The following is a 17827-nucleotide window of genomic DNA, read 5'->3' as shown; positions in this document are numbered from 1 at the left end:
ATCCTGCGCTTCCCGGTAGCTTTGGAGCCCCGCGATTTGCAAATGAATCGGCCGCATGAGCGAGCCCCCTTTCCAATCTACTCTATAAATTTCCGGCTACACCGCCGGCTTAGCTTGTTGAGAAAGTGGTCAATTGAGAGAACAGAGGTGTACGAGGGGGGGTATCTACTTCCGGTCGCTGTTGTCTGCAGGAAATCTTTATTTGAAAGCCGCTTAGCAGCGGGTATTTCCCGAAGACAAAGGCGAACGCTATCGTTCCTCCAGTAGATACCCCACACCTATGTATGTATCTCCTATTTCAGTCAAAAAACCTCTTTCTCAGCAGCCCGATCCGGCTACACCGCCGGATCGTCTTCCTCCGTATGTAACAGCTCCAGAAACAGCCGGGTCAGCTCCGGCTCGGGCTGCGCCCCGCCGGTCTGCCGCTCGTAGAAGCGGCGGAACAGTTCGTCCATCGGCAGCTTCGTCGCCGAAACGGCTTCCTGCAGCGACGCCTCCAGATCCGGGTACACCGGCCGGATATGAATAAACCCGTCCCGGGCCAGCCGCAGCCGGTGCAGCTGTTCCATCGACATCGTCTCCTGCAAGTGAACCTCCAGATCGATCCAAGCGTTGGCATCCTTGCCTTCGTCCAACCAGCGGTGCACCTCCGCCAGCCCGCCCTTGGCTTTCCACTCCACAAGCGGACGCCCGCTGGAGAGGAAGATTTCTTCCAATTGGGGAGCCGCTCCCGGTTTCAGATCGAGCACTGTGACCGATTTGGCCTGCCCGGCCTCCGAAAAGCTGTAAGCGAGCGGCGAGCCGCTGTAGCGGATCGTCGTCGTCTCCGACTTCAAAAATTGCGGCCGGTGCAAATGGCCCAAGGCAACGTACTGCGCCCCGGCTTCCAGCGCCGGCGTGTCGACCGTATAAGCGCCTCCGACTTGAATCGGCCGCTCCGATTCCGTTTCCTGCCCGCCGAGCACATACAGATGACTCATAAGCAAATTGACCGTATCCGCGCGGTAGTGCTTTGCCTGCTCCGCGACGATATGCCGCACCCGCTCGGAATATACGGCCCGAAGCAGCGTCTCGTCAGCACCCTCCGACAGCAGCTCGCGCAGCCGCGACTCGGACGGATACGGCAGCGCGAACAGCACCGCCGTTTCGCCCGTGCGCCGGATGTCCACCGTATGCACTCGCGCTTCCGGCAGACCGACCAGCGTGACGCCAAGCTTGTGCGCCAGCGGGTCGGCGGCAGCCAGCCGATCGGGGTGATCGTGGTTGCCCGCAATGACGTACACCGGCCGCTGTCCTTGATCCGACAGACGCGCCAGTGCGTCGTAAAACAACTGCTCGGCTGCTGCCGGAGGATTCACCGAATCGTAAACGTCTCCTGCGAGCAGCACCAGATCGATCTGCTGCTCCTTCACGAGAAGGGCCAGCTCGTCGACGAACGCTTCCTGCTCGGCGAGCCGGCTTCTTCCCTCCAGCGTCCGGCCGAAATGCCAATCCGCCGTATGCAATATCCGCATAGCTTTTCCTTCCTTCCCTCTTAGCGTCGCCATGGGGCGGCGCTTGGCTTAAGCCAGGTCGAGCTTGTTGAGAAAGTGGTCAAACGGGATTATAGAGGTTATGATGGGGTGGGTTATCCACTTCCGACCGCTGTTGTCATCGGGAAATTTTGATTGGAAACCGCTTGTTAGCGGATATTTCCCGAAGACAAAGGCGGCCGCTATCGCTTCTCCAGTGGATACCCCGCCTCCGTTTGCTTCTCTAAATTTGCAAAAGCTCACTTTCTCAACACTCTTCATTTGCTTAAGCCAAGCTATATGTCTTGCTCCGCTTCCATGGGCGACGTCCGATCATACCTTGCGTCTGTTTCCATTCTTACTTCATTCACAGCTGCACCACATGAGCTCCGTCGAATAAAAAGATATATTTTCCGGTTACCGGCCGCTTCCAGATCGTCTCGACGGCTCTGGCGTACAAGTCAAGCTGCAGCCGGTATTTTTCCGCCGCCCGAAGCGGAGAAGCCCCTTTTAACCGGTCCGTCTTGAAATCCACCAGCACAAGGCCGTCGCCTTCGTCGATCAGACAGTCGATCACGCCCTGCAGCATCACCGTCTCGTCCGACAATCCGCCCCGGTCCGGGCCGTAGACGTCTCGCGCAGGCAGCCCGAAGCTGAACGGCGTTTCCCGGTGCACCCGCTTGGCGTGAAGCAGACGCCGTCCCAGCTCGCTTTGAAAAAACGTCACAATCACCGCAGGGTCGACCAGACCGCACTGCTCATCCGTCAGCAGCTCGCGCCGCACCAGAGAGGCCAGAAGCTCCCGGACATCGGATTCCGAAGGGAGGCGATCCATCGGCATATGCTGCATCACGGTGTGAAACACCGTTCCGCGCTCGGCTGCATTCTGCTCACGCCGCTCCATAAAGCGCGGTCTTCGAACAATCAATTTTTGAAAAGCCGCGCCGTCCGCTCCCGACCTAGACCCCATCATTGGCTCTCCGGACTCCGTCCCGACTCCCGGCCACAATGCCGCAGACGGCTCCTCCGACAGCAGCTCAAGAAGCTTCCGGTGCTCCGAATGCCGCTTCAGCTCCGTAACGGATGTTTTGGACAGCACCAACGTCGCATCCTCCCGGGGGTAGCTCCAGGACAAGCGCCGCCATACTTCGTGCTCCCACCGCTCCGTGTCATCGACCGGCTCCAGCCGGACCACCGACTGCCAGCGCGTATCCGCGAAGCTCACCGCCGCCGCAGCCTGGGACATCCCGGCGAACAGCTCCGGCCTCAACAGGCGCACCTGCCATTCGGAGGGTTCGCCGTCCATAAACGGCCAGAGCCGATAGTCCAGACCGCCTGCTTCCCGGAGCGGTTCCGCATCAGGGTGCCGAACTAGCGCCGGACCGATCCAATCCAAATAACAGCGCGCGCCTGCCAATGCGTCGTCCGGCAGCGTCAGCCGATCATGCAGAACAAACCGTCCCCACGCGTCCAGCTGCTTCTGCAAATTTTTGACCGACGCGATCAGGATAAGCTTCTCCCGCGCCCGGGTCAGCGCTACATACAGCACGCGCATTTCTTCGGCCAGCATTTCCATTTCGATTTTGCGCCGGATCGCCAGCCACGGCAAGGTCGGATAACTGACTCGCGTTTCCGTCTCCATCAGCTTCGGTCCGAACCCAAGCTCCTTGTGCAGCAAAAAACTGTCCGTCAAATCGCGCCGGTTGAACGCCTTGGCCATCCCGGCGACAAAGACAACGGGAAATTCCAAGCCTTTACTTTTATGGATTGTCATGATGCGGACGACGTCCTCCTGCTCGCCAAGAGCCCGGGCCGTTCCCAGGTCGCCGCCGCTGTCCTGCATCCGCTCGACAAAACGCAAAAACCGGAACAGCCCGCGAAACGACGTCTCTTCGTACTGCCGCGCCCGGTCGTAAAGCGCCCGCAAATTGGCCTGCCGATGCGGACCGCCGGGCATGGCGCCGACAAAATCGAAATAGCCGGTTTTCCGGTAAATGTCCCAAATTAAATCGGCCAGCGAGCTTTGCTGCGATTGCAGTCGCCACTGCCCGAGCCAATCGAGAAATGTCCGCAGTTTGCGCCGCGTTTCCGGGTTCCGCTGAATTTCGTCCCCCGTCCCGCTGCCCTCGCAGGCCGGCTCTGCCTCGTCGACTTCGTGTGCCGCGAACGTTTCGACAGCCCCGGCTACTCCGCGGTCCGGTTCGGAATTCGCGGCCTCTCTCGGCGCGTAGGCCCTCACGGCGTCGAAGTACGCCCCATGCGGCCGGCATATGCGGATATGCGCCAATTCCTCGGCGTCGAGCCCCACGATCGGAGAACGCAGCACGGATGCCAGCGGAATGTCCTGATACGGATTGTCAATAACTTTAAGCAGCGACAATACCATTTGCACTTCAACGGCTGTAAAATATCCGGTGCTCAGCTCTGCGTAAGCGGGAATGCCTTGCTGCCGCAGCTCCTCGATCATGACGGGTGCCCACTGCTGCGTCGCCCGCAGCAAAACGACGATGTCCCGGAACTGGGCGTCGCGCATACCTTTGGCGGATTTGTCGAATACCTGCCGACGCCTTCCGCCGTCCATCCCCATCATTTCGCGGATTTGCCGCGCGATATACCGTGCTTCGAGCTGTACCGTCTCCAGCTCGCGCACCTCGGCTGCCGCCTCGTCCGCCGGCTCCTCCGTCCCGGCGGCAAAGCCCTCCGGGGAATCCCCGGCGTTCTCTCCCGGCACATCGGCATCCTGCGGCGTCCGGTCGATCAGCACAAGCTCGGCCGCAAATGCGCCGCTTGCGTTCGGCGGCTCGGGATAGCCGGCCCCGTATACGAGCTCCGCCCGCTCGTCATAGTCGATCTCGCCGACGTCTCCGTGCATCAGCTGGCGGAAAATAAAATTCGTGCCGTCCACCACTTGACGGCGGCTGCGGAAGTTGCGCGCCAGATCGATGCGCTGCCCCGGCACGCCGCCATCGGTACGATAGCTTTTGTACTTCTCCTGGAATAAGCCCGGCTCCGCCAAACGAAACCGGTAGATGCTTTGCTTGACGTCCCCGACCATAAACCGGTTGCCCGGCGCGTCCTTGGCGATCAGCTGGACAATCGCTTCCTGGACGCGGTTCGTATCCTGATACTCGTCCAGCAGCACCTCGGCGAACTGCTCCCGGTATTCCAGCGCTGCATCGGAAGGAACGGGCTTCTCGGGCAGCGACTCGTCAGCGCTGAGGATCTTCAGGCAAAAGTGCTCCAAATCCGCAAAATCGACGAGCCGCTTGCTCATTTTGGCCGTCCGGTACCGCTCGCCAAAATCGATCACCAAGCCGACGAGCGCCTCCATGATCGGCCGCATTGTCCGCAGCTCCACCTCGTACTGTTCCGGCGTCCGTCCGAACAGCTCTTCTCTCAATTCGCTCAGCCGGTCTTTGACCTCGCCCCGCATGTCCTTCACTTGCTCCTGAAGCGCTTTGTCGAAGCCGTCCCCCCGGCAAGCCTTCAGCTTGCCGAAAGCTGCGCCCTGAAACGCTTGATACAGCGGTTCCCACGAACCGGCTTCAGCCAGCTCCAGCAGCTCGCCGACGACCGCGACGTCATCTTGCAGATTGGTCAAATACGGCGCCGGTCCTCCGGGCTGCTCCGCGATCCGCACGGCTTCCCGAAGCCTGGAGACCATAGCCTGCAGCTCCAGGCGAACGTACGCAAGCAAGCTGGCCAGCCACGGATTGTCGCCGGAAGTGACGGGCTGCTCGAACATGCGGACGCACTCGTTCAGCCAATGCTCCGGCCACGGGTGGCTCCGCGAATCGTCATACAGCCGCTGCACCAACGAGAACAGCGCGTCGTCGTTTTTGTCCCCGCTGAACGAATCCGCCAACCGCCAGAACAAATCGCCTTCTCCTGCTTCGCCGTACCGCTCCTCCAGCAGCTCCTCCAGCAAATCCTGCCGCATCAGCGCGCTTTCCGTTTCGTTGGCAATTCTGAAGTTCGGATCGAGTCCGATCCGCTGGTAATGCCTTTGAATGACCTCCATACAAAAGGAGTGCAGCGTCGTAATCGACGCCTGCGGCATCAGCGCAAGCTGCTTGCGCAGGTGATCCGAGCCCGGATTGTCCGCCAGTGCCTTCTCCAGCGCCTCGCTGATCCGGTGGCGCATTTCCGCGGCCGCCGCCTTGGTGAACGTAGCGACCAGCAGCCGGTCCACGTCGAGCGGCTCGCGCTCGTCCGAAATGCGGCGGATAATCCGCTCGACCAGCACGGCCGTTTTCCCGGAGCCCGCAGCGGCAGCGACGAGCGTAGAACGGCCGCGGACGGCGATGGCCTGCCATTGTTCGTCCGTCCAGGTGCTGTTCTCCGGCTTCGGCATCGTTTCCGTCATTGTTCGTTCCCTCCATTCTCGTTATCCGGCCCGTCCGCAGCGTTTTCTTCCTCCGGCTCCGCTATCCGGCTCTCTTCCGCAGTCGGCCGTTTCGCGGCGGCTCGCGGCCGGTAAGCCGTTCCGGCGGAACGTGGAGCGGAAGCAGCCTTTTGCTCCATCATTTCCCATACCCGGTCTTTGCCGACCGGCGTAAGCTGCTTGTACGCATTGCCGTCGAGCTGCGTGTCGAATTGGCATACGGAGCGGTACGCACACATCGTACAGGCCGTCGCTTGCCCCATCCGGTAAGGCGCGATCTCGATGGTGCCGTCCGTTAATGACGTCCCGATCTCGCGGATCGTCCGCTTGACGTACCGCCGAACGGTGTTCCACTGTTCTTCGGAGGCAACCGACGACGTTTTATAGAAGCTGCCGTCCGTCTTGAGCGCTACCGGCAGCAGGTCGGAATGTCCTCCGGCTTCCGCCAGCCCTCCGTCCATCAGCCGGACCGTACCCGCGTCGGCGCGAAGCAGCCCTCTCATTTTGAACCGCTTTTTCAATTCGCTGTCGATCTCTTGGGCGGAAAGCCCGTTTCTTGCGTTCAACACCGGATTATGTACATGAAAGTACAAAACGCCCGCCGGCTGCGCTTCGTGACCGAGCCAGATCGGCGCATGCGTCAGAATGACGTCCAAATACGTGAGCATTTGCAGCGATAACCCGTAATACACTTCGGTCATATTCAGCGCCTTGGAGCTCGACTTGTAGTCGATCACCCGCAGCAGCGTTCCTTGCTCGGTATCCGCCCGGTCGATCCGGTCGATTCTTCCCCTCAGCTCCATGCGCACGCCGTTGTCCAAATCGTAAAGAAGCGGCGGAATCGGCTGTCCGCTCCCGAAGCCGACCTCCAGTCCGATCGGCCGGAACTGTCCCCGCCGGGCGTGCTCGCCCAACATCAGCGCCGCCCGTCCGATCACCTGCTTGAGCTTGCGCGCAATATAGGAATACCTTTTGGAGCTGAGCAAAATTTCGCCCTGCAGCCTCGGCGCAAGCGCGTCGACGACAAGCGCCGCCCGCTGCTCGCATTCCGCGGCCGACAAGCCGCCCCAGTCGAACCCTTCGCGCTCCGCCTGCTCCGCGAACTTGGTCAATGCGGCGTGAAACAGCTGCCCGATATCTGGCGCTTCCAAGCGAAAAATACGGCGTTCCTTCAGCCGCAGTCCGTGCGAGACGAACTGGGAGAACGGACACGCGACGAAGCGCTCCATCCGGGATACGCTCGTCTGGATGCTTTCCCCGTACAGCTCGCGGCTCGTTTCGGCGCTCAATTCCTTCGCCCGGTTCGAATAAAGCAGCGCTTGTACCATCCGCTTCAGTTTCAAAGCGTGCTCGGGCTGCCGGGCGAACCAGTTGTACACCGACCACCAGACGGCGTTCATCGGAGCCCCGCCCATCCACTGCTTTAGCTGCACCATCAACAGGGACAAGGCCTTATCCGGGCGGGCGACGTACTCCATTTGTTCGCCGGCGTGGCTCTCCGGGGCCGGATCGTTCAACAGCAGCCGCTCCTGCAGCGACGGGAACATCCGCTTCACCTGCCGGATCACGTCCGAAGGCAGAAGCGACCTCCCTTCCTCGTCGGCCAGCGGGTAGCTGAGCCATAATCCGTGCGAAGGCGCGCAAAACGCGCAGTAGATCAAGAACGATTCGTCAAGCAGCCGCCTCCGGCTTCCTTCGGCGGTTTGCAGCCCGTTTCCGGCCAACTGCTCGCGCTCCGCTTCCGACAAGACGCCGCTTTCGGGCATTTTGGCGGGCATGACCCCCTCGCTCACGCCAAGCACGAACATGTGCTTGACCTGGCCGGAACGGGTCCGGTCCATGCTGCCGACCAGCACCTGATCGAGGGTGGGCGGGACATGGCCGAGCTTGATGCTTTCAAGTCCCGTGTCCACCAGCTCCGCGAACGTTTCCGGCGTCATCGTCTCGTCTCCCATCAGCTCCACGAGCTGATCGAACATATCGACGACCCGCTCCCATACCTGGGCGTGTTCCCGCGCTTTCTCCGCTTGTCCCTGCGTGAGGGACGCCTGGCTCCAAGCCTCCAACCGCTCCGGCACCCGAAGCTGCTCCAGCAGGCCGTACAGCGCCTCCACCCGCTGAAGCACCGTCGCTTTCCGGCGCATGCGTGCCTGCAGCGCCCCAAGCGGTTCGGCCACCAGCCTGCGGCAGGCGTTGAGCTTACGCAGAAACACCTCGTCCGCCTCGCTCGCCTGCGTCTCGTCCTGATCGAGCGTGGTCCGGTACGAATATGTCCAATCCTTCATCCATTTGTGTCCTTGAATGCCGAACGCCAGCACATAGTTTTCGAGCTGGTCCATCGCGTGCCGGTCGATGATCAAACCGTCCTTCCGCTCTTTTGCCTCGCCGAACGGCAGGAAAAATCCGGTTTTGACCGCGCGGAAAACCGCTTCGTATTTCCAATAATGGTTGACCGTTTCGAGCGCGGAGCGAATCAATTCGACGAGCGGGTGATGCACAACCGGCCGCTTATGATCCAAAAAGTGCGGGATGCCGTAGTCGGCAAACGTGCCCGAGATCAGCTCGCCATACGATTCCATGTTGCGGACCGACACGGCGATGTCGCGCCATCTGAGCCCTTCGTCGCGGACCAGTTTGACGACGTCCCGGGCCAGCGACTCCACCTCCGCCCTGCGGCTGACCGCCGCCGATATGCGAACGGCCGGCAGCCGGTTGTCCTCCGGCTCGGGTCGGAACGGCTTTTTCACCCGCTCCTCCCATTGCGCCTCCAAAAAGCCGAGTGTCGGGGTATCCCGGAATCTTGCCGGAGGCGACGACGGCAGAACGATCGAGGCTTCGGTTTCCACCTCCAAGGCATCCAGACGCTCCCGGAGCGCCTTCATCGTACGAGCGGTCGGATGGAACAAGTCCAGCTCGTGCGGCTGCTCCCCGCCCGCGTACGGACGGTTCAAGCAGAGCGTCATCGTGACCCGCCCGGCATACAGAGCAAGCTGCTCCAGGACGGCAAGCTCCTGAGGCGTAAATCCGTGAAACCCGTCGACCCATATTTCCGCGCCCCGTAAATACGCCGATTCGCCGACCTGGCGGGCCAGCAGCGTCAAATAATCTTCCCCGTCCAGGTACAGCTTGGACAACTCCGCCTCGAATTCGCCGTACAGAAGCTGCAAATCGTGCAGCTTGTCCGGAAGCGTGCCGGAAGCATCGCCGCCGGAAACGAAGCGAGACGAATAAAACTGCTCGAGCTGATCGGGGCTGATACAGTATCGTTTCAACTCCGAAAACAGTTCGTTCAGTTTATCCAGAAAGCCCGTTTGTCCCGCCGACGCTTGAAAACGGCGGAGACGCTCTTTTTGTTTATGTAAAATGCGGTGAAGCAGCAGTTTTTTGCCTGTTTCATCGATCGGCAGGCGCGAGGTGCCGCCCACCTCCTGCATGACGCGCCAAGCAAGCCGCCGGAAGCTGAGCACTTGAGCGCGCAGCGTGCCTCCGAGCTCCGGGGAGGACACAAGCGCATATTCTGTCTGAAAGCTGGCCTGCTCCGGCACAAGCCAGATCAGCGGCGCACCGTCCGGCTGCTCCAGCAGCTTTTGTTTGATCGCGTTCAGGCAAAACGTCGTTTTGCCGCTGCCCGCACGGCCGAGCACAAATTGAAAAGCCATAGTCGCTCCTCCAAATTTCGCTTCGATTCACGTAACTCTACTATTCTACCAAAATGTCGGACATTGCGGAAAAGACAGGTTTTGGAATAGTATAGCACAATCGAATACACCGGAACACCCGTTCCGCCCCGGCTTATCCTTTGGCTGCGGCATCGGCTTGGCAAAATAGGAAAAAGCCGGGAAAAGAACTGCGCTGCAGGACAGCGCGTTTTTCCCGGCTTTTTCCACGTGATCGAAGCTTGAAGCTTCCTAGAGACGTTCCCGCTTTTGCTGAAAACGGGCGATCGCCTCGTATTCTTCCTCCATGCTTCGCGCAATTTTAATGTAGATGGGCAGAAGCTCATGATAGATTTCGGCATGCTCCCGTATCGGCTTATGCACATGCGTTGCGCCGACCATCCGGGAAACGATTTGCAGCGAATCCGCTCTCCCTGTCGCGTATAAGCCAAGCACGACGGCTCCGAGGCAAGAGCTTTCGAAGCTTTGGGGGACGACCACTTCCTGATCGAAAATATCCGCCATGATTTGACGCCAGAGAGAGGAGCGGGCAAAGCCGCCGGTAGCCTGAATTTTTTTGGGACGCCCGATCCGCTCCCCCATCGCCAGCAAGACGGTGTACAGATTGAAAATAACCCCTTCCAGCACGGCGCGGATCATATGCTCCTTGCGATGATGCATCGTCAAGCCAAAAAAGGAGCCTCTCGCATTGGCATTCCATAAAGGGGCGCGTTCCCCGGTCATATAAGGATGAAAAATCAAGCCGTCGGAGCCCGGACTGACCTTCTCCACAATTTGCGTCAACAGGTCGTAAGCGTCGATTCCAAGACGTTTGGCCGTTTCGACCTCCGATGCGGCAAACTCGTCCCTCGCCCACCGGAACAGCATGCCGCCATTGTTGACCGCTCCGCCGATGACCCAATGCTTTTCCGTCAGGGCATAGCAGAAGATTCTCCCCTTCGGATCGGTTGAAGGCTGGTCGATCACGGTACGGATCGCGCCGCTGGTGCCGATGGTTGCTGCGACAACTCCGGGCTCGATCGCATTCATGCCAAGGTTGGAAAGTACGCCGTCGCTCGCGCCGACAATAAATGAAGTCGATCCGGCAAGTCCTGTCTCTTCCGCAAAAACGGCTTTCATTCCTTTCAGCGCATACGTCGTCGGAACGAGCCTGGACAATTGATTTCTCGATACCCCGGCAACGTCCAGCGCTTCCTCGTCCCAGTCCAGCTTCTGCAAATTCATCAGTCCGGTCGCCGAGGCGATGGAATAGTCGACCACATATTCGTCAAACAGCTTGACAAACACATATTCCTTGATCGAGATGAATTTGCCGGCGTTTTGAAACAGCACCTGATGATCGTGGCGAAGCCATAGCAGCTTGGAAAGCGGCGACATCGGATGGATGGGCGTCCCCGTCCGCAAATAGATCTCATGCCCGTTCATGTCCCGCTTCAAGCGTTCCGCCCAGGCGGCGCTTCGGTTATCTCCCCAGGTGATGCAGCGCGTTAGCGGCTTGCCTTCGGCATCGACCACGATGACGCTGTGCATGGCCGAGCTGAAAGAGACAAACAGGACTTGCTCCGGCCTCGCGGCGCTTTGCGTCATGACGCGCTTCAACGTTTGGATCACCGCGCGGAAGATGCGGTCCGGGTCCTGCTCGGCTATAGACGAAGTAGGCATATACAAAGGGTATTCCTCGTCCGCCTTGGTTACGACTTTCCCGTTTTCCTCGAATAAGACGGCTTTCGTGCTGGTCGTTCCGATATCAACGCCAATCATATAGGCAGGCTGGCTCAATGAAATCACCCTCTTTCTTAAACCACGGCGCTAAGGAGAAGAATGAAGATCAGTCCCACCACGGATAAAATCGTCTCCATCGCCGTCCATGATTTTAAAGTTTGCGATACGCTCATGTTAAAAAACTCCTTGACCATCCAAAAGCCCGCGTCATTCACATGGGACAGTACAAGCGAACCAGCGCCCGTAGCCAGTACGACCAGTTCCACATTCACGCCCGGATTCAGCGCAAGGACGGGAGCGACGATGCCCGCGGCCGTCGTCATGGCAACCGTGGCCGACCCTGTCGCAACACGGATGAGAGCGGCGACAAACCACGCGAAAAAGATAATGTTCACATGCGCCTGAGTGGCCATCGCGGCGATAGCGCCGCCTACCCCGCTGTTAATCAATACCTGTTTAAAAGCTCCGCCTGCCCCGATGATCAGAATAATCGTCGCGGTCGGGGCCAAGCACTCGCTGGCAAAGCGGGAAATGTCCTCCTTCTTGAAGCCCCTCGCAAAACCGAGCGAGAAGAAAGAGAAGACGACCGCGATAAGCAGGGCGATAATTTCATGACCGATAAATTCGCTGAACCGGGTGAGGCCGCTCGTCGCTTTCGGGTCGATGATGGTGGCGATCGATCCGATCAGCATGAGAAGAACGGGCAACAAAATCGTGAACAGCGTGATCCCGAACCCCGGAAGGCCGCGGTTATCCTTCGCTGCGAATTGTTCCGCCAGGTCGGCCGGCGGCTCTACCGCCAAACGTTTGCCGATAAATTTGCCGAACAGCGGGCCGGCAATAATGGCCGTCGGCAGCCCGATCAGAATGGAATACAGAATCGTTTTCCCCAGATCGGCATTATAAGCGGCGATGGCAATCATCGGCGCCGGATGAGGCGGAACAAGTCCGTGCACGGTGGAAAGTCCGGCCAGCAGCGGAATTCCGATTTGCAGCAGCGACATTTTCGTCTTGCGCGCCACGATAAACACGATAGGAATCAAAAGGATGACCCCAACCTCGAAAAACACGGGAATCCCTACAATGAATCCGACAACCATCATCGCCCAGTGCACCCGTTTTTCGCCGAACCGGTCGATCAGCGTCGTCGCGATCCGCTCGGCGCCTCCGGACTCGGCCATCATTTTGCCCAGCATCGTTCCGAGCCCGATGACAATGGCGATCGTCCCGAGCGTGCCGCCAAGCCCTCCTGTAACCGCTTTAATGATATCTGCAGGATTCATGCCGGCCAAAAAACCTAGTAGCAACGAAGAAATCAAAAGCGCCACAAAAGGATTCCATTTGAATCTGGCAATCAGAACAACAAGAAAAACAATGGAAAGTAACGCCCAAATGATCAAGGTCAGATTGTGATCGAGACCAAAAATACTGTTCATAAGCAGCTCTCCTTAGTATTCATGCGAGCATGGTTCGGTACCCAGAGTATGCCCAATTTATAGCATTGCAATTAATTTATACATGTATACTTGTCGACAAGTATGGAAGTGAAAAGCCTGCATAGCAGCGCCCTTTTAAGGAAACCTGCTATGAAGCGTTTTATGCGAATCCGCAAAATATTGCTGAACGACGGATTGAATGACGGTGACGTCCTTCGATTCGAGCCCGGCGACAATCGACCGGTGCTTATCGATGACGGACTTGAGTTTGTTCTCGCCTTCGGAGAACACCTCCGCCGTCGTAAGGTACATGACCGTCAATACGATTTGGCGGATGCTTTTCCACAAATGCAAGATCCTTGCATGCTTGGCCTCCACGATGATCGATTCGTGAAAAGAAAAGTCCAGATACGAAAATTCCTCGATTTCGCGATGCTTCATCGCCAATTCCATCTTGTCGATGTTCCGTTTCAGATTGGAAAGGAGCGACTCATGGTTTCCTTCGGCCAATCGCTGCTGCGCAAAGCTCTCGATCAAAAACCGGACGTCATATAACTCTTCGACATCGTGCGAGCTCAGACCGTTTACGACGGCGCCCATTCTTTCCAGGCGAATGAGACCTTCGTTTGACAACGTTTTCAACGCTTCCCTGACCGGCGACCGGCTTGTTCCGAATTCCGCGGCCACCTTATTCTCCGATATGACTTCGCCCGGCCTTATGTTCCCGGCGATAATTTGCAATCTTAATTCGCAAGCCATACTTTCTCCCAAAGACAACCCTTGCAACCATACAGCAGGATAACGCATGAACAACTCTCCCATACAGACCGTTTTCAATAACTGCGATAAGGTAACGTAGACAAGTATTTCTAGATTTTATCACATAGTTACGAAACGAATCCATCAGGAAAATCGATCTTACGAATTTCTTACGACTTCATGGCCGCCAAATTCATTGCGCAGAGCGGCCACCACCTTGCCGTGGAACGTATCGTCTTCCATAGACCGGTACCGCATCAGCAGGGACAACGCGATGACAGGCGTGCTGATTTCCATATCGAGCGCCGTCTGAACCGTCCATTTTCCTTCTCCTGAGCTTTTCATGATTCCCCGAATCCCGTCCAGCTTGGGATCTTTGGAAAACGCGTTCTGGGTCAGCTCCATCAGCCATCCCCGAATTACCGAACCGTTCGCCCACACCCGCGCAACCTCTTCGTAATTGAAATCAAATTGGCTCTTCGATAAAATTTCGAAGCCTTCTGCAATCGATTGCATCATGCCGTACTCGATGCCGTTATGGACCATCTTGAGAAAATGTCCGCTACCATGGCTTCCGGCATACAAATAGCCTTTGGCAACCGCAATGTCTTGAAACAGCGGTTCAATGGTTGCAAACGCGTCTTGGTCGCCGCCGATCATGAAGCAGCCGCCGCGGGCCGCGCCCTCCGTGCCTCCCGATGTTCCCACGTCGAAAAAATGGATGCCCCGCTCCTTCAGCTTATCCGCACGGGCCACCGATTGCTTGTAGTGGGAGTTCCCTCCGTCAATCACGATATCTCCTTGCTCCAGCAGCGGACCAAGCGTGTCGATCACCTGATCCACAATCGGACCGGCCGGAACCATAATCCAGACGATGCGGGGAGCTTCCAGCTTCTCTACCAGCTCGTTGACGGAAGCGGAAAGCTCTGCGCCGCGTTCTTGCAATTTCTTTCCCGGTTCGGGGTTGACGTCGTACACCACCACCTCATGCTGCTGCTGAAGCAAATTTTGCACGAGGTTGAACCCCATTTTCCCCAGTCCGATCATCCCCAGCTTCATCATTATCACCTCGACAATTATTGTGTACTTGTATACAAGTATTCATGTACTCAAAAATAATATACCTCCATCCCGCTTGTCTGTAAACTACGAATTGCTCTCTCCTATGCCTTGAGAGCGTGGAATTTCGGAACAAATGCCTTGCCCGCAGAACGTATGTTTGGTAATATCGTGGTAAGATATAACAACGTAACGTTTGAAACGGAGGAATTTGTTATGATGCCGCTTGCCGAACAAGACTGGAAGCGCGATGCGGCGGACGCCGCCTCCCACGGCTCGGCTTCCGCCTTAACGGCTGCCCTGGCCCCGGTCCTCGGCACGTTGCCCGATAAACAAGCGCGCGCCGTCAAGCACCAAGCGCTGCAAGTGATCGAAGCCGCGCTGCCCGATCCGAAGCGGCTCATCCGCCTGGCTTCCGGACTTGCGCAATCCGGGGACGAAACGGCGCAGGAGCTTGCCGTCTTTCTATTGTCCGGCCATTACACAGCCGCTCCCGACGAGACGGCCGAACGGTTGCGCTTCTTGGCCGGAAGCCCGCACGCCACCGTCCGGCGTTGGACGGGCGAAGCCTGCGGAACGCTGCTGGTCAAGCAATTTTACGCGTTTTATCCGCAGCTGACCACCTGGTCCGCTTCGCCTTTGCCGGACGAGATCGCAGTCGTTGCCCACGCCGTCCGGATCGCGGCCAAAACCCGCAACCCGGCATGGACCCGGCCGCTGCTGGAATTGACCGAACTGCTGATGTCGGACGCCCCAGCCTCCGCCGGAAAAGCAATAAGCCCGCTCACGCTCGGTGAGGGGCTGCTCGCTTCGTATCCGGAGGAAACGGCTGCACGGCTTGACGTATGGATCGCCAGTACGAACGCAGCGATCCGCATCCACGCGACGAATATGTATGCCTCAGCCGCGGCGGCTGAGCATTGGGACCTTCTCGCGCCCGGCTTCGCCAAGCTGGAGCAGGATGAGTCGCCGGCGGTGCGCAGAGCCGTCAACCGGGCTCGCAAGCAGCTGCTGAAACGGCTGCCTCCGGACCGGTCCGCCGGGCTCTCTCTTTGACCCGCTACGTCCAGTCGACTGTCTGGAACGTGCCGGTGAGCGCCGACTCCCGCGCTTTCAGGCAAAGGAGCGCGCTAAGCAAACCGTCGTCCAGCGTGCTGATCGACTCCTCGGTACCGCGGATCATATTGACGTAATTTTCCGCAAGCGCCGCGTCGCCCCCAAAATGATCTTCCGCCGCGTCGATCTCATACGTTTCCACCCTCGGCGTGTGATGCATGAATACCTTGACGATGCCGGTCGTAAAGTCGAAGTCGACCGTCCCTTTGTAGCCGAGAAACCGCGCGCCGCGGGAGCCCGCTTTTTGCCGGGCGAAAAAGTTTTGCGAGTATGACACATGCATCCCGGTCTCGTAACGGATCAACGCGCTGCCCGAATCTTCGTTGCCCGTATCTTCGGCAAAGGCGCAGTAAGGCCATTCCTGCTCCATCGGCGTGCCGACCGTGCTCTCGGCGCACGTTTTGTTTTCCACGCAATCGACGCACCGGAGCCCCGCAGGCTTCGTGCCCTTGAAAATTTGCTTGGACGTCATCGCGCAGACGCTGACCGGACGAAGCCCGAGCACGTGGTTAATATAGTCGAAATCGTGGGTCGCCTTTTGCAAAAATAGGCCCCCCGTTTCGTTCTCGTCCCGGTACCAATTGTGAAAATAGACGCCTCCGTACGGAACGTTGTTGACCGCTTGGACATGCTCGACCGTCCCGATTTTGCCGGAATCGATGATCTCCTTCACCAGCTTCACGATCGATGTGACGCGCAGCGGGAAAGAGACGATGACCGGCGACGGACAGGTCTCAAAGCCGCGCTTCAAGCGCAGCGCATCCTCCATCGTCGTAGCGACCGGCTTTTCGAGATAGAGCGGTATTCCGCTCGGCAGCACCTTCAGGGCCATTTCCGTATGCAAGGAGCAGCGGGTCCCGATCAGAACGCCATCCGGCTTCTCCTGCTCAAGCATCTCCTCGGGCGTCTCGAACAGCCGGATATCGCCCGAACCTTCCGTACCGCTCAGCGCCTTGTCCTTGCGGATGTCGACAACCGCCGTAACCTTGCATTCGGGGTTGGCCTGCCGCACATATTTCAACACCCCGCGTATTCTCGCTCCATAGCCAATGACAGCCAATCTCATGTCTGACTCCTCCTCCAAGCAATCCGTATGTAATGGGTTCACCCCCATTATAGAAAGCCGGAGCGGCCGTGGCTTTGTCTTCGAAGCCGCATTTTTTGCAAAATGAGCCCGTCCCTGAACGCGGGGACCGCTTTTCAGAAGCCCGGAGCCAAGGTATGATGGAGGGAAGAATGGAGCAGGAGACGAAGGACCGGATGAGCTATCAACGAACGCGCTTAAAACAAACGATTGTCATCGACAACATTATCACGATGTACTATTTCGAATTTGCCAAAAACTATGTTTTCCCGGGCGAGCAGCACGATTTCTGGGAATTGGTCTATGTTGACAAGGGCGAGGTGGAGGTGACGGCGGGCACGACACAGCACCGGCTTCGTCAGGGGATGGTCGTGTTTCATGAGCCCGACGAATTTCACAGCTTTTACGCCTGTGAAGGCACCGCCCCGAACATTGTCGTCTTGACGTTCGACTGCCGGTCCGAAGCCATGAAGCGGTTTGCGCGGCAAATCGTCCATTTGGAAGATACGGAGCGGAATCTTTTGGCGGAGATCGTCAAGGAGGGAAAGCATGCGTTCGAGTTCCCGTTTCGGTACCCGCTCAAACGGCGGCAAGACGCGCCTGTCGGAAGCGAGCAGCTGATTCAGCTGTATTTGCAGACATTTTTGATCCGCCTTCTGCGCAGGCTGGAACATGCGGAGACGAGCAAGCCGCTTTCGTTTACGGCAAGGGAAAAGGACAACGAATCGTTGGCCCAAAAGGTCATCGGTTACTTGGAGGAGCATGTGGAAGGAAACGTGTCGCTCGGTGAAATCAGCGAGGCGCTGCATGTGGCCAAAACCCGGCTGAAAGAACAATTCAAGCGCCAGACCGGGCTGTCCGTCATGTCTTATTACAATCAATTGAAGATCGGCCGGGCCAAATCGCTGATTCGGGAGAAGACGTACAACTTCTCCGAAATTGCCGCGATGCTTGGCTTTAGCGGGCCGCATTATTTTTCCAAAGCGTTCAAAAAATCGGCCGGCATGAGCCCTTCCGAATACGCCCGGTCCGTCAAAGCACGAAGTCAGACGGATTCGGAATAGCCCCTGCGGCAGCAT

Annotated in this window: 10 protein-coding genes; 2 read left to right on the top strand and 8 right to left on the bottom strand. The window is 58.1% G+C overall.

All coding sequences use genetic code 11. From position 1 onward, the window contains the following. Positions 1-335: 335 nt before the first annotated feature. From QJ48_RS19120 to gnd, 7 genes are all read right to left on the bottom strand, one after another. Complete coding sequence (locus QJ48_RS19120; protein WP_054975122.1) at positions 336-1514, bottom strand: exonuclease SbcCD subunit D; 1179 nt, start codon at positions 1512-1514, stop codon at positions 336-338. 364 nt (positions 1515-1878) lie between these two features. After that, a complete protein-coding gene (gene addA, locus QJ48_RS19110) occupies positions 1879-5877 on the bottom strand; it encodes a helicase-exonuclease AddAB subunit AddA (RefSeq protein WP_054975120.1) in 3999 nt (1332 codons plus the stop codon). Continuing rightward, a complete protein-coding gene (gene addB, locus QJ48_RS19105) occupies positions 5874-9554 on the bottom strand; it encodes a helicase-exonuclease AddAB subunit AddB (RefSeq protein WP_054975119.1) in 3681 nt (1226 codons plus the stop codon). The genes addA and addB overlap by 4 nt, the downstream gene beginning before the upstream one ends. A gap of 249 nt (positions 9555-9803) precedes the next feature. Beyond that, complete coding sequence (gene gntK, locus QJ48_RS19100; protein ID WP_193394467.1) at positions 9804-11351, bottom strand: gluconokinase; 1548 nt, start codon at positions 11349-11351, stop codon at positions 9804-9806. A gap of 17 nt (positions 11352-11368) precedes the next feature. Continuing rightward, positions 11369-12730 carry a GntP family permease gene (locus QJ48_RS19095; RefSeq protein WP_054975118.1) on the bottom strand — a complete coding sequence of 454 codons (1362 nt, stop codon included), beginning with the start codon at positions 12728-12730 and terminating at the stop codon, positions 11369-11371. 135 nt (positions 12731-12865) lie between these two features. Next, positions 12866-13537, bottom strand: coding sequence for a GntR family transcriptional regulator (locus tag QJ48_RS19090; protein ID WP_054975117.1), 672 nt, complete (start codon positions 13535-13537; stop codon positions 12866-12868). Between the two features lie 111 nt (positions 13538-13648). Next, entirely contained in the window at positions 13649-14548 is a 900-nt protein-coding gene (gene gnd, locus QJ48_RS19085; protein WP_054975116.1) for a phosphogluconate dehydrogenase (NAD(+)-dependent, decarboxylating), read from the bottom strand. A 216-nt stretch (positions 14549-14764) separates the two neighbouring features. Between gnd and QJ48_RS19080 the strand changes: the two genes are divergently transcribed. Beyond that, entirely contained in the window at positions 14765-15604 is an 840-nt protein-coding gene (locus QJ48_RS19080; RefSeq protein WP_054975115.1) for a hypothetical protein, read from the top strand. 4 nt (positions 15605-15608) lie between these two features. Here QJ48_RS19080 and QJ48_RS19075 read toward each other — a convergent pair whose 3' ends face one another. Continuing rightward, positions 15609-16730 (bottom strand): Gfo/Idh/MocA family protein, encoded by a 1122-nt coding sequence (locus tag QJ48_RS19075; protein ID WP_054975114.1) that lies wholly within the window; start codon positions 16728-16730, stop codon positions 15609-15611. 155 nt (positions 16731-16885) lie between these two features. Between QJ48_RS19075 and QJ48_RS19070 the strand changes: the two genes are divergently transcribed. Further along, on the top strand, positions 16886-17812 hold the full coding sequence (locus QJ48_RS19070) for an AraC family transcriptional regulator (RefSeq protein ID WP_237762977.1): 927 nt from the start codon (positions 16886-16888) through the stop codon (positions 17810-17812). Positions 17813-17827 lie beyond the last annotated feature (15 nt).

Origin of the sequence: Paenibacillus sp. A3 (assembly GCF_001399685.1) — a bacterium.
GTDB lineage: Bacteria > Bacillota > Bacilli > Paenibacillales > NBRC-103111 > Paenibacillus_G.
The sequence above is the reverse complement of the archived record's forward strand: the minus strand, read 5'-3'. Positions and strand labels throughout refer to the sequence as shown.

What these genes read in the sequence shown, in the direction of transcription:
- QJ48_RS19120 (WP_054975122.1), bottom strand. Translation starts at nt 1,514, where the DNA reads ATGCGGATATTGCATACGGCGGATTGGCATTTCGGCCGGACGCTGGAG.
- addA (WP_054975120.1), bottom strand. Translation starts at nt 5,877, where the DNA reads ATGACGGAAACGATGCCGAAGCCGGAGAACAGCACCTGGACGGACGAA.
- addB (WP_054975119.1), bottom strand. Translation starts at nt 9,554, where the DNA reads ATGGCTTTTCAATTTGTGCTCGGCCGTGCGGGCAGCGGCAAAACGACG.
- QJ48_RS19095 (WP_054975118.1), bottom strand. Translation starts at nt 12,730, where the DNA reads ATGAACAGTATTTTTGGTCTCGATCACAATCTGACCTTGATCATTTGG.
- QJ48_RS19090 (WP_054975117.1), bottom strand. Translation starts at nt 13,537, where the DNA reads ATGCGTTATCCTGCTGTATGGTTGCAAGGGTTGTCTTTGGGAGAAAGT.
- gnd (WP_054975116.1), bottom strand. Translation starts at nt 14,548, where the DNA reads ATGAAGCTGGGGATGATCGGACTGGGGAAAATGGGGTTCAACCTCGTG.
- QJ48_RS19080 (WP_054975115.1), top strand. Translation starts at nt 14,765, where the DNA reads ATGATGCCGCTTGCCGAACAAGACTGGAAGCGCGATGCGGCGGACGCC.
- QJ48_RS19075 (WP_054975114.1), bottom strand. Translation starts at nt 16,730, where the DNA reads ATGAGATTGGCTGTCATTGGCTATGGAGCGAGAATACGCGGGGTGTTG.
- QJ48_RS19070 (WP_237762977.1), top strand. Translation starts at nt 16,886, where the DNA reads ATGATGGAGGGAAGAATGGAGCAGGAGACGAAGGACCGGATGAGCTAT.